General features: G+C 59.3%; 9 protein-coding genes. 8 read left to right on the top strand and 1 reads right to left on the bottom strand.

The genetic code is table 11. The features are described 5' to 3' along the window. Nucleotides 1–121 precede the first annotated feature (121 nt). The 3 genes from FFH90_RS15610 (at nt 122) to FFH90_RS15600 (ending at nt 4,265) form a co-directional block, all read left to right on the top strand. A complete protein-coding gene (locus FFH90_RS15610) occupies nt 122–799 on the top strand; it encodes a histidine phosphatase family protein (protein ID WP_111453315.1) in 678 nt (225 codons plus the stop codon). Nucleotides 800–986: 187 nt separating this feature from the next. Beyond that, complete coding sequence (gene arnT, locus FFH90_RS15605; protein WP_064617811.1) at nt 987–2,708, top strand: lipid IV(A) 4-amino-4-deoxy-L-arabinosyltransferase; 1,722 nt, start codon at nt 987–989, stop codon at nt 2,706–2,708. Between the two features lie 27 nt (nt 2,709–2,735). Further along, on the top strand, nt 2,736–4,265 hold the full coding sequence (locus FFH90_RS15600) for a glycosyltransferase family 39 protein (RefSeq protein ID WP_018925842.1): 1,530 nt from the start codon (nt 2,736–2,738) through the stop codon (nt 4,263–4,265). A 3-nt stretch (nt 4,266–4,268) separates the two neighbouring features. On the opposite strand, the gene secF is transcribed toward FFH90_RS15600, so the two are convergent. Then, a complete protein-coding gene (gene secF / locus FFH90_RS15595) occupies nt 4,269–6,842 on the bottom strand; it encodes a protein translocase subunit SecF (RefSeq protein WP_138867520.1) in 2,574 nt (857 codons plus the stop codon). 188 nt (nt 6,843–7,030) lie between these two features. Between secF and FFH90_RS15590 the strand changes: the two genes are divergently transcribed. From FFH90_RS15590 to FFH90_RS15570, 5 genes are all read left to right on the top strand, one after another. Next, nucleotides 7,031–7,696 carry a response regulator transcription factor gene (locus tag FFH90_RS15590; RefSeq protein WP_018925840.1) on the top strand — a complete coding sequence of 222 codons (666 nt, stop codon included), beginning with the start codon at nt 7,031–7,033 and terminating at the stop codon, nt 7,694–7,696. Then, nucleotides 7,686–9,101, top strand: coding sequence for a HAMP domain-containing sensor histidine kinase (locus FFH90_RS15585; protein WP_064617805.1), 1,416 nt, complete (start codon nt 7,686–7,688; stop codon nt 9,099–9,101). Before FFH90_RS15590 ends, FFH90_RS15585 begins: the two co-directional genes overlap by 11 nt. 265 nt (nt 9,102–9,366) lie before the next feature. Further along, complete coding sequence (locus tag FFH90_RS15580) at nt 9,367–10,383, top strand: iron ABC transporter substrate-binding protein (protein ID WP_064617803.1); 1,017 nt, start codon at nt 9,367–9,369, stop codon at nt 10,381–10,383. A 3-nt stretch (nt 10,384–10,386) separates the two neighbouring features. After that, entirely contained in the window at nt 10,387–11,985 is a 1,599-nt protein-coding gene (locus FFH90_RS15575; RefSeq protein WP_111453405.1) for an iron ABC transporter permease, read from the top strand. Next, a complete protein-coding gene (locus FFH90_RS15570) occupies nt 11,982–13,052 on the top strand; it encodes an ABC transporter ATP-binding protein (RefSeq protein WP_018925836.1) in 1,071 nt (356 codons plus the stop codon). Before FFH90_RS15575 ends, FFH90_RS15570 begins: the two co-directional genes overlap by 4 nt. Nucleotides 13,053–13,347: the final 295 nt, after the last annotated feature.

The raw sequence follows: 13,347 nt of genomic DNA, 5'->3' as shown, positions 1-13,347 counted from the left end.
ATCCCTTTCACTACTCCGACACCTCCCTTGAACTAGTGTCTTTCCAGGACCCTTCAAGCGTTGTTACGCTGGGTTGTATTTGAAAGTTGTTCTCTATTGCGTACCGACGGGTAAACAAAACATGGTTGATCATGTATCGCGCAAACAGCCAGCACGAATCGTTGCATCGCGGCTGGGCAAACTGGTCGCGGCAACGGCCGCTCTGGTTATCGCGGCACTCGTCATGGGGTTTGTCTGGTGGCCCAGATCGCCGATCAACCTGGTGACCGCCGGGTCCGAAGCGACCAACAGCCTGCTCGATCGCTGGCAAGCCGGTGAAGTGGTGGCACTGGTTCGCCATGCGGAACGCTGCGACCAGTCCAGCAATCCGTGCCTTGGCCCCGCCGACGGTATTACCCGAGTCGGCAGCGAAGCCGCCACAGCCGTGGGCCAAGGCTTTGTGCAGCTGGGCATGACCCAGACCGATGTGCTGAGCAGCCCAACCACCCGCACGGCGCAAACCTCGCGTTACATGTTCGGTAAAGACGCGGCGACCCAGGAATGGCTGGTCAGTTGTGGCAAAACCATGCGTAACGATGTGGTGGCGCACAAGCAAGCCCATCGAAATCTGGTGCTGGTCACGCACAGCGGTTGCATCAGCGACTTCGAAGCCCAGACCGGTTTCAAGCACGCGACGACCAGTAAGTATGGCAGTGCCTTGTTCGTGCAAATTGCCGCCGACGGGCAACCTCAGGTACTCGGCATTGTGAATGCCACTGACTGGCAGACGCTGTTGCACGGCAAAGCCTTGAAACAATAATCGCGGAAAAAAAAGTCGAAGCCGAGAAAGCCTTTTTGCTCGGGCAGACTATAACTAGTCCGTAACCATTAGATGGCTGACGCAACTTCTGTAGTCCACATCGCTATTGTGTTGCTTTATGTAAAAAGTTCCGCTAGTGCAAGCGTGCACCTGGCGGAGCAACATCCTTCTGCGCCAAGGTCGAGTCATGACGTCCAATAACTTGTTGCCCCACCCCGACGGCTCTTTATTGCGTGGCACCGCGCGTGCGCTGCCCATCACCGAACGCTGGATCGTGCCCGGCTTGCTGCTGGCGTACGTGGTCTTCTACCTGCTGCCGCTAGTCACCCATGGTCTATGGATTCCCGATGAAACCCGCTATGGCCAGATCAGTCAGGAAATGCTGCTGAGCGGTAACTGGGTGTCCCCGCACTTCATGGGTATCCGCTACTTCGAGAAACCCATCGCCGGTTACTGGATGATCGCCATCGGTCAAGCGGTGTTTGGCGACAACCTGTTTGGTGTGCGTATCGCTTCGGCGCTGAGCACCGGGCTGAGCGTCTGGCTGACTTACCTGATTGCTCGCCGATTCTGGAATGATCCGAGCAAGAGCTTTATCTGCGCCTTGCTCTACATGAGCTTCGGCCTGATCGCCGGGCAAGCCGGATACGCCAACCTCGATCCGCAATTCACGCTCTGGGTCAACTTGAGCCTGGTCGCGTTGTGGTTTGCCATCGATAGCCATTCCTCCCGCGGCAAACTCGGCGCTTGGGCGCTGTTGGGTTTTGCCTGTGGCATGGGCTTCATGACCAAGGGCTTTCTCGCCTGGTTGTTGCCGGTGTTGATCGCCCTGCCCTACATGATTTGGCAGCGACGCCTGGGCGAGCTGTTGCGCTACGGACCACTGGCGGTGGTCGTGGCCGCGGTGGTCTGCCTGCCGTGGGTGCTCGCCATTCACCATCAGGAACCGGATTTCTGGCGGTTTTTCTTCTGGCACGAACACATCCGCCGTTTCGCTGGCGAAGATGCGCAACACGCGCGCCCGTGGTGGTTCTATTTGCCGCTGCTGGTCGCCTCGAGCCTGCCGTGGGCTGCCTTGTTGCCAACGACACTCGTTCAGGCCTGGCAGCAAAAGCGCCAGCCCGTAATCGGCTTTCTGTTGCTCTGGATGCTGTTGCCGCTGGCATTCTTCAGCTTCAGTAGCGGCAAACTGCCGACCTACATCATGCCGTGTCTGTTGCCTCTGGCGTTGCTGATGGGACACGCAGTGATGGAGCTATTGAATCAAGGACGAGGCCGGATCATTCGCATCAACGGCGTGATCAACGTCGTCATCGCCACCAGCGCCCTGATCGCCCTGCTTTATCTGCAAGCCACCAAGGAAGTCTACGAAAACACCGAGATGTTCACCCTGTCCCTGGCGTTCATCGTGTTGCTCGGCTGGATCATCACCAACGCCTTGCAGGTGCTGCGTCCATTGATATTCTGGGCCATGCCGGCACTCGGCATCTGGCTGCTGGTAGCGTTGTTGCCGGCAGCGATGCCGGCGCAGATCGTCAATAGCCAAATGCCTGACCAGTTCATCGCCGAGCATCTGGATGCCTTGAGTCAGACGACATCGTTGCTCAGCAACGATCTGGGCGCGGCGTCAGCCTTGTCGTGGCGCCTGAAGCGACCTCAGGTCGATCTGTTCAACACTGTCGGCGAGCTGAAATATGGCCTCGACGATCCCGCCATGGCGTCACGTAAAGTCACCCTGGACAACGTCGGGCAATGGATGACCGAGGCCCGCAAAAAAGGCGCGGTCGGCGTGGTGATGCGGGTTAACAGTGTCGCGGAGATGCAGGAAGTCGAGATGTTGCCCATCGATGGCAAGCGCTATCAGCGCGGCCACCTGGAGATTCTGATATTCCCGCAGAGCCAACCCTGACACCGTTCTTCCTACAGGAAACCCGCTATGAACCTTCGGGCTAGTGACAGGGGCGCCTTGGCGCTCCTGCTCGGCGCCTCTGCGCTGATTTTGTTGTTGGGCCTGGGCACGCGGGAGTTATGGGGGCCGGAAACCCGCTGGGCCAACATCGCGTTGCAAATGCTCCAGAGCGGTGACTATTTCGATCCCTACCTCAAGGGCGGGCCGTATTACGACAAACCGCTGCCCTCCTACTGGCTGATCACGGCCACCGCCTGGCTGACCGGCGGTTTAGGGCACTGGTCACTACGCTTGTCTTCGGTGGTTGCCGCCTGGCTGAGCGTCTGGCTGGTGTACTTGATCGGCGAGCAGCTAATGCGCAAAGGCACCGGGTTGATTGCCGGGTGGATGCTGGCGACCACCTTTTATTTCGTGTTCTGGGCACGGGTCGCCACCGCCGACATCCTCACCGTCTGCGGTGTGCTGGCGGCGGTGTGGTGGTATTGGCGCGGGCCGCAAGACACGCGTTTCAGCCGTTACCTGGTGTTTTTCCTGCTGTTGTCCCTGACCTCATTGTTCAAAGGCCTGATCGGCTTCATTCTGCCGGGCTTGCTGCTATTACCGCATGTGGTGCAGGACGGTCGCTGGAAAAGCCATCTCAATCTGCGGCTGTGCGGCGCCCTGGTCATCGCCGGGGCGTTTTACATGACGCCATTCATATTGTCGCACCTCTACGGCGCGCCGACTTATGGCGAAAGTGGCCTGGGCCTGGTGCTGCGGGAAAACGTCGTGCGGTTTTTCCAGCCCTTCGACAACATCGGACCGATCTACACCTATTTGATTTACCTCCCGGTCTACACTCTGCCATGGGCGCCTTGCTGGATGCTGGGGTTGTGGTTTGCGCTGCGCCACTGGCGCAGCGTCGAACCCAATACGCGCTGGCTGGTTTGGGGGTTGGGTCTGTTGATGCTGTTTTTCACGGCCAGCGGCAGTCGACGCAGTTACTACGTATTGCCCCTGGTGCCCTTCGCCCAGTTGCTGGGCGCCTGGTGGATCACCCGGCGAATGGCCGAACGCAACGCCACAGACAGGTTCGGTAGTCGCCGATTGAAAATCGGTTTCGGCCTGACCGCTGTGTTGTTGATGGCGATACTCGGTGTGTTCTATCCCTGGACCAACGGCGGTGGCGGCGTGGTTCAGTTCGGTGAGACGGTCAGGCTTGAGGCCAGCAAACGCGCACCGCTCAATACATGGCGCATGGTGATGATCGAGGTGGACAACAAAGTGCCGATGTACCTGCAAACCGGCGGCGCCCCCTTCTATTACGTGCAGCAAAGCCAGGACTTTCCTCGCACCGGCGATACCGCCGCGCTGATGACCTGGCTGGACAACACCAGCGGCCAGCACTGGGACCCGCAACGCACCATCGTTATCACCCAGTACCGCAACGGTGATGCAGTACCGCTGGACTACCTGAGTGCCGACCATCAGGTCATCACCACCACGCCCACCAACGGCGAGCGCATATTCCACGGCCGTGAAGACCAGAGCGTGGCGTATATTCCCCGGGCCGAATAGGTGTCAGTGCAGGCGCTTGCTGTCGATCTTCGTCGCCTGGGTTTCCAGCGCCTCAGTACACGCAGTCAGATCCGGCGACCCGGTTCTGACTTGCTTCAACGCCCGGTCCAGGGACTTGTCGATGGAGGTCCAGCCTTCAGGATCAATCGGTCGCAGTTGTTCCTCGTTTTGGTCCCAGGCACTTTCCAGGTCAGTGATCCTGGCCCTTGCACCTTTCATGTCGCCACTGCCCAGTAGCTTTTTGGTGTCGGTAATGATGGCCATCAGGTAGGACAGATCGCCCATCGACCCGGCGGGAGTGGCTGCTACGGGGATGGCGGCACTGATCTGCTTGCTATCAAACTTGGCCAGCAGAGTCTTCAAGGCTTCGGCACAGGCTTGCGGATCCGGGTTGCCGGAGCGCAGTTGGGACAGTGCACGGTCAATCGATTTATCGACCGAAGTCCAGTCAGCCGGCGACTTCGGCTGCAAGGTTTCTTCGGCTTGATCCCACGCTGTTTCCAGATCGGTGATGCGAGCCTTGGCTGCTTTCAGGTCGCCGGCGTCCACTAAACGGGCAGTGTCTACGGTAATCGTCCGGAAACTCGACAAATCGCCAAGGGAACCGGTCACCGTCGAGGCGCTCACCGTCGGTTTACCGGCCGTTGCCTGAGCCGGCACCCAGAACCACCCACCGACGCCGACCGTGCAGACGAACAGCAGTGCCCCCAGGAACAGCGTGGACGCCAGATGCGGGACACGCTTGGGGCTGAGTTTCAATGTTGAACCAACCTTCGCCACCCGAAAGCTTCGCCGGGAAAGCGTCAGCCAGATAGCGCTGGACATGAAAATCGACGACACCGCGCCGGATATCAGACCCAGCACCAGAGCCAGCGAGAACATCTGCAACGGTTCGCAGGCAAACAGATACAGGCAGGTCGACGCCATCACCACTGTCAGCACGGTGTACAGCGAACGCCTCAGGGTCTGGCTGATGCTCAGGTTGATCAGGCTCCACAAGGCCAGCGCATCCACCGGCGGGGACTTTTTCACGTTTTCGACAATGCGTCCGAAGATCACGATCTTGTCGTTCAGTGAATAGCCGATGATCGTCAGCAATGCAGCGATGTAAGTGACGTCGATCTCGAACTTGAACAGCGAGAAGATCGCCGAAACGATGAGGATGTCCTGAACGATCGGCAGCAAGGTTGCCAAGGCGATGGCCCAGGAGAAACGCAGGCCGATATAGATTGCGATGCTGGCGAATGCCGCAATCACCGCATAAATGGCCCGAGTGGCAAAATCCCGTGCAACGCCCGGGTCTGCGGTGTTTTCCTCGTACTCTACGGTCTGATACTTACCCTTGAACGCAGTAATGATCTGCTTCAGATCAGCGGGCTTGAGCACTTCATCGAAGCGTACGGCGATGTGCTGATTCTGTGCACCGCCCACGGCCACGGTGGCCGGGATGGTGCCCGCCCCGGTCATGATTTGCGTGGCGGTTTCCTGAGTGATCGCACGGTCGACGTCGATGTCCAGCGCAGTGCCAGCGGTAAAATCAATGTCCAGGTTCAGGCCGTGAGCGCGGTAATACAGCGAGCCGGAAACGATGGTCAGCAACGAGACCACAATCGCCGTTTTACCCAGGCCCAAGAAGTTGAAACGGCGAGCCTTGGTGGCGCGCGGCTTGCTCTTTCCGATCAACCAACGCTGGCTGACCCACTGGGTATCGACCAGCCACAGCATCAGCTGGCGAATCAGCAAGAAGTTAGTGGCGACACTGATCACGATGCTCACCAGCATGGTCAGCGCAAATCCTTGAATCGGCCCGATGCCGGCCGCGAACAAGGCAATCATCGCCAGCGCGGTCACCAGGTTTGCATCACGTATCGTCGGCAGCGAGCCTTTGAAACCGTTATCCACGGCTTCGCGCAGAGACCGGCCAAGGTCGATTTCCTCGCGAATACGTTCCAGGCAAATGATGCTCGCATCCGCCGCCATGCCAATGCCCAGCACAAACGCGACCACCGCCGACAGCGACAAGGTGGCACCCGAGGCGGTGAATACAATCAGCAATAGCCACAGGTAGACCAGCGTACAAAACGCGGCGATCAAACCGGCAGTGCGGTACAGCCCCACCAGCAACAGGAAAATACAGGCGATGCCGATCAAACCTGCCTGAACGGTTTCCGCCAGCGCGGTTTTGCCGAGTACGCTGCCGACGGTCTGGGTGTATTTCTCGGTCAGCTGCGTGGGCAACCCCTGCGAACTTCCGAGCAGCGAGCGTGATTCTTCGGCGGACGTCAGGCCTGCCAGTTTCACCCGAATATGGTTGGCGCCCTCGACCCGGATGTCCGGTTCGGTAATACCAATGCTGTCGGCGCGTTTACTCAGGATCGCGACCGTCTGCAACAAGTCATCCTTGGCGAGCCGGGTTTTGCCCGGTGCCGGGTTCACAACGTAATAAATCTCGTAACCACCGCGAAACTCCAGCCCGAAGCGCACATGAGTGGCCAGGCTGGAAAATGTCGCAGCCACCAGACAGGCCAGCAGCCCCGTCAGGAGGATGAATGACAGGCGTCGACTGGAAAGGCTCATGGAAGAAATCCAGAAAAGGGACTGAAAAGCGAATCGAAGCCGAAGGGCTCGCTCACCACTGGCGGGCAGTCTAAAGAAGCGAAAATGAACCGCTTGTTAACGAAGTCACATGGCTGTGCGACGGCTTGCCAGTGCGTGCCGGACATGCAATGAATGCACGCCTGCAATGCCTGATCAGGAAGCGAGCGATGAAGGTTCTGGTGGCCGAAGACAATGCCCTGCTGGGTAACAGCATCAAGCGCGGGCTTGAGGAAGAAGGCTGGGTGGTGGATCTGGCCAGGGACGGCAAAGAGGCCTTGTACTATGCCGATGCCAGTGAATACGACGTGTTGGTGCTGGACTGGATGCTGCCGCAGATATCGGGTCTGGAAGTACTCAGCGTGGTGCGCGGCAAGGGCAACGACGTGCCGGTGATCATGGTCACGGCCAGAAGCGAAGTAGTGGATCGGGTGCAGGGCCTGGATCGCGGCGCCGACGATTATCTGAGCAAACCTTTCGAAATGATCGAGTTGGTGTCGCGGCTCAATGCCCTCTATCGGCGCTCGATCGCCCGTGGCTCGAAATCGCTGACACTGGGTAATCTGAACATCGAACTCGACACCTTGCGGGTCAGCATCGGCGGCCGTCCGCTGGATCTCACGGGCATGGAATACAATCTACTGGTGGCGCTGGCCGGCAAGGCGAATCAGTTGCAGACCCGCACGGTATTGCTGGGGTTGCTCTACCCTTTCGACAGCGAGCCGGACAGCAACAGCCTGGACGTGCTGCTCAATCGCCTGCGACGCAAGTTGGCTGGGGCCGACGTCGAGATTGAAACCGTTCGCGGCAAAGGGTTGATCCTTCGTGTGGCGTAACCTGGCACTGAACATCAAAATCGCGCTCACGCTGTTCGTGGTTCAGGCGTGTGTGTTGCTCGTCGGCTATGTGTGGCTGAGTCATTGGGTGCAAACCACCCGGCTCGATGAACTGCGGCACCATCTCGATACCCAGTCGGACGTCATCGAGTCGCTGATCAGCGTCGAAAACGCGCAGTTGGTCTATCAGCGCCAGGGTGAATTCGCCTCGGAACTGGATCACGATCACGACCTGTTTTTTGACTTGTCATCGATATCGGGTGAGATGCTGCAAGAATCCTGGGGACCAACGCCGTCAATGCGCAAAGCGCTTCGCGAGGCCATGAGTCAGGTTCGCGCGGGCGACGAAGAGACGTTCCTGTTCGATGTCGGTCACGAGAAATGGATCGCACAGATGGGCGACCTTGAGCGCGCCAGCCCCGAAGGCCCGCTGAAAGCCAGGCTGCTGGTGGCCACCAACGCGCAACCGGTGCTCAATGCGGTCAACGCCTTCAAACGGGTGGTGGCGCTGGCCGCGATAGGGATATTGCTGTTGACGACGCTTGGCAGTTTTATCGTGGTGTCGCTCTCCACCCGCAACCTTCGCCATTTCGCTCGACAACTGCGCACCTTGAAGCCGCCGGAATTCACCCGCCGGGTGGTGTTCGAGGCGCACTCGGCGGAAGAAAAACTGCTGTTCGACAGCTACGCGCAAATGGAAGCGGCGGTTCAGGAGGTGCTGGAACATCAACGGCTGTTTATCGCCAACGCCTCCCATGAACTGAAGACGCCGATTGCTGCCGTGACCTCTGCGCTGGAGGTCATTCTGGCGCGGCCACGGCACGCCGAAGATTACGCCCAGACCTGTCGTGATGTGCTGGCCGAAATGCAGGTGCTCAAGCGCCTGTCTCTCGGCCTGTTGGACCTTGCGCAACTGGAGGGCACCGCCGAGATTGCCGGGCAGGCAAGTGGGTTGAATGACAATGCGCTCAATGCTGTCGAGCGTTGGCGCAAGGCTGCCGAACTCAAAGGTCTCAGTCTCTCCCTGCATCTGCTGGAGGATTATCAGGCCCAAGTCGCCGGAGGACCGGAACAGTGGGAAGTGGTGTTTGGCAACCTGCTGGACAACGCCATCAAGTACACCCCGGCCGGCGGCGCCGTCGACGTCACGCTGGACGAACATCCGGGCAGCGGTTTGATCATCAGGATCACCGATAACGGTGCAGGCATGTCCGCGCAAGAAGTCCGGCAATTGGGGCAAGTGTTTTTCCGTGCCGACGCCGCACGGTCGCAATCATCGTCGTTCGGGCTTGGCTTTGCCCACTGCAAGCGGATTGTCGAAAGACTGGGTGGACATCTGACGGTTCAAAGTACGCCGCAGACAGGAACACGCGTGACCATTGCCATGATGCGTTATAAGCCTTGAGCCCCACGTCACCTCAGACCAGGCCAAAGTTCAGCCAAGGGGCCCAAAGCCACACTCCGATCGAAGATATCGTTTGAAAGTTGCCCACCACCGTGTCGGCTCAAGTTTTCCGTCGACCGTGAAATGACATCTATTTACGATTTTTTTGACGTTTTTTTCTCATTTGGCGCTCTACATTCGCGGCGACTCAAACATGCAAATGATTCGCATTGTTCCCATAATGAATCTGCGCGTGTTGACTAAAAAAACAGGAGCCGTCGACAGAATGATTTCCCGTATCCCCTCGTTCCTTAAAAACGCATTGCTGACCACTGCTTTCCTCAGCGCCGGTCACGTGTATGCCGCTGCGCAGACGGAGGGTATCGTGGTCTACAACGCTCAACACGAAAGCCTGACCAAATCCTGGGTCGAAGGTTTCACCAAGGAAACCGGCATCAAAGTGACCGTGCGCAATGGCGACGACACCGAGATGGGCAATCAGCTTGTGCAGGAAGGTGCAGCCTCCCCGGCCGACGTGTTCCTGACCGAAAACTCCCCGGCGATGGTGCTGGTCGACAACGCGGGGCTGTTTGCACCGGTTGCGCCGAGCACGCTGGAACAAGTGGGCGCGGCCTATCGTCCGGCGCATGGCAAATGGGTAGGGATTGCCGCACGCTCCACGGTGTTCGTCTACAACCCGAGCAAGCTGGCTGAAGCAGACTTGCCAAAATCGCTGATGGACCTCGCAGCACCGAACTGGAAAGGCCGCTGGGCCGCTTCGCCGGCCGGTGCCGACTTCCAGGCCATCGTCGCAGCGGTACTGGAACTCAAGGGTGAAGCCGCCACCCTCGACTGGCTGAAAGCCATGAAAACCAACTTCACCGCCTACCGGGGCAACAGCGCCGTGCTCAAGGCAGTCAATGCCGGTCAGATCGACAGCGGCGTGATCTATCACTATTACAGCTTCGTCGATCAGTCCAAGACCGGCGAGAACAGCAAGAACACCTCGCTGAGCTACTTCAAACACAAGGATCCAGGTGCCTTTGTCAGCCTGTCCGGCGGTGGCGTCCTGGCCTCCAGTCAACACAAGGAACAGGCTCAGGCATTCCTGAAATGGATTACCGGCAAAGACGGCCAGGCGATCCTCAAGAACGGCAACTCGTTTGAATACGCCGTGGGCAAGAATGCAGAGTCCAATCCAAAACTGGTGCCGCTGCAGCAACTCGACGCTCCGACTGTCGACGTCTCGAAACTCGACAGCAAAAAGGCGGTTGAGCTGATGACCCAGGCCGGGTTGCTCTAATTGTTGCCTGAAACGCTACCGGCAGAGGTCGCTGCGGCGTCCTCTGTAAACTTGCGCGCACGCTCTCGCGGCGTCTTCTCGGGCCGCGGCGGCGCCTGGGTGATTAGCCTGTCGGTGCTGATGTCGTTGCTGGCGTTGCTGCCGATTGCTTTCGTGATCGGCGTATCGGTGCAGACTGGCTGGGCGACGCTGGTGACGCTGGTATGGCGCCCACGCGTCGGCGAGTTGCTGATCAACACCGTGCTGCTGGTGGTGCTCACCATTCCCTTGTGCATCGCACTGGGTCTGGCGCTGGCCTGGTTGACGGAACGCACCAACTTGCCGGGGCGGCGCTGGTGGTCGCTGTTGGCGACGGCGCCGCTGGCGGTGCCGGCATTCGTGCACAGCTATGCGTGGGTCAGTCTGGTGCCACCGATTCATGGCCTGTTTGCCGGCGTTCTGGTGTCGGTCATCGCCTATTTCCCGTTTCTTTACCTGCCGATAGCAGCGACTTTGCGCCGGCTCGATCCGGCTATCGAAGATGTCTCCGAGTCGTTGGGGCTCAAGCCCTGGGCAGTGTTCTTTCGCGTGGTGCTGCCGCAGTTGCGCCTGGCCATCTGCGGCGGTGCCTTGCTGGTGGGGCTGCACCTGCTGGCCGAGTACGGTCTGTACGCGATGATTCGCTTCGACACCTTCACCACGGCCATCTTCGATCAGTTCAAGTCCACCTTCAACGGGCCTGCCGCCAATATGCTGGCCGGCGTCCTCGCGCTCTGCTGCCTGGCCATGCTGACGGCCGAGTCGGCTGCTCGCGGCACGGCGCGCTACGCCCGGGTCGGGTCGGGAAGCGCGCGCGAACAAAGGATTGTGCGCTTGAAGTTGCGCACCACCCTGCTCGCGCTGACGCTGCAAGGCATGACCTGTGTGCTGGCACTCGGTGTGCCGTTGATCACCCTTGGCAAGTGGCTGATCGACGGTGGCGCGCAAGTCTGGAACCTGAGCGAACTGCTGCCGGCGCTGGAGCAGACGCTGATGCTCGGGGCCGCCGGCGCGCTCATTACCACATGCGCGGCCATCCCGATCGCCTGGCTGTCGATTCGCTCACCGGGCCCGTTGCAACGTGTGCTGGAAAGCTGCAACTACATTACCAGCGCGTTGCCGGGGATTGTCGTTGCGCTGGCGCTGGTAACGCTGACGATTCATTTTGCCCGGCCGATTTACCAGACCACCATCACGGTGCTGCTGGCGTATTTACTGATGTTTTTGCCCCGCGCCCTGGTGAGTTTGCGCGCGGGCATCGCCCAGGCGCCGGTGGAACTGGAGAACATGGCGCGCAGCCTCGGCCGTTCGCCTGGTCGGGCGTTGTGGCTGATCACTCTGCGCCTGGCCGCACCCGGTGCTGCCGCCGGCGCTGCGCTGGTGTTTCTGGCGGTCAGCAATGAGTTGACCGCCACCCTGCTGCTCGCCCCCAATGGCACGCGCACCCTGGCTACCGGTTTCTGGGCAATGACCAGTGAAATCGACTATGCCGCCGCGGCGCCCTATGCCTTGCTCATGATTCTGCTGTCGCTTCCGTTAACCGGACTTCTTTACCATCAATCCAAACGCACGGCTGGCCGATGAACGCTCTTGAACTCCACTCGATCTGCAAGTCCTACGGTTCTCACCGAGCCCTGGAGAACATCAGCCTGTCGGTGCCGACGGGAAGCCGTACGGTGATCGTCGGCCCGTCCGGTTCGGGCAAGACCACCTTGCTGCGAATGATCGCCGGTTTCGAGTTCCCGGACTCGGGCAGCCTTGCGCTCAATGGTCAAATGCTGGTCGACGGCACCCGCGAGGTCCCCGCGCATCAACGCTTGATCGGCTATGTTCCGCAGGATGGTGCGCTGTTCCCGCACATGACCGTAGCCGCCAACATCGGTTTCGGGCTGGCGGCCAAGGGCGTTGCCAAACAGGAACGTGTCGCCGAGTTGATGGACAGCGTGGCACTGGACTCGAGTATGGCCAATCGTTGGCCGCATGAACTCTCCGGCGGCCAGCAACAGCGTGTCGCGCTGGCCCGGGCCCTGGCGCAACAACCACGGCTGATGTTGCTGGACGAGCCGTTTTCGGCACTCGATACCGGTTTGCGCGCCGCCATGCGCAAATTGGTCGCAAGGCTTCTGGCTGACGCCGGTGTCACGACCATTCTGGTGACTCACGATCAAAGTGAAGCGTTGTCATTCGCCGATCAGTTGGCGGTGATGCGTCAGGGCCGGCTAGTGCAATCCGGACATCCGCTGGACCTTTACCGCTATCCCGCCGATGAACAAACCGCCCTGTTTCTCGGGGATGCCGTGGTCATGCCGGCCAGAATCGAAGCGGGTTGGGCTCATTGCGATCTGGGTCGCATACCGGTCAACAACCACAGAAACAACCGATCAGCGCAAATCATGCTGCGCCCCGAGCAACTTCAGCTGATCAGCGCGCCCCACGGCCTGGAGCAACAGGACGGCTGTCGCGGCGTGGTCACCGAATGCGACTTCGGCGGTAATACCTGCACATTGACCGTGGAATTGCAGACGTTGAACGCTGATGACCGTCCGGGGCGTTCATTGCTGGTGCGCAGTTCCGGCATGCATGCGCCACCCGCTGGGAGCGAGGTTCATGTGTCGACCATCGGCCATGCTCATGTACTGAGCGAACCTTAAGCTTTTGAATCGGTAACGGGCGAGAAACGAAATCGCCCCCGAATATAACAATTCAAAAAAACAACTAAGCAATGCAGCGCAAGTCCATCAAGGCAGACACTTCTGTACGCCTTTCCCTACAAAAAATGCGATGAGCCGGTAGAAGCCTGAACAGTGCCTGTATGGGCTTGAAATAAAACGAATCACCTACCGGTTTTTCATGTTCCTTTCACAAAATCGCGCTTACCCTCAACGGATCACAGATGGCGTCTTGATAGCGTCCAACCCGTCGGGCATGACAAGCAAAGTCAACCGA

It is taken from the genome of Pseudomonas sp. ATCC 43928 (assembly GCF_005938665.2).
Classification (GTDB): Bacteria; Pseudomonadota; Gammaproteobacteria; order Pseudomonadales; family Pseudomonadaceae; genus Aquipseudomonas.
Note: the sequence above shows the minus strand (reverse complement) of the source record. Positions and strands in the feature narration are given on the sequence as shown.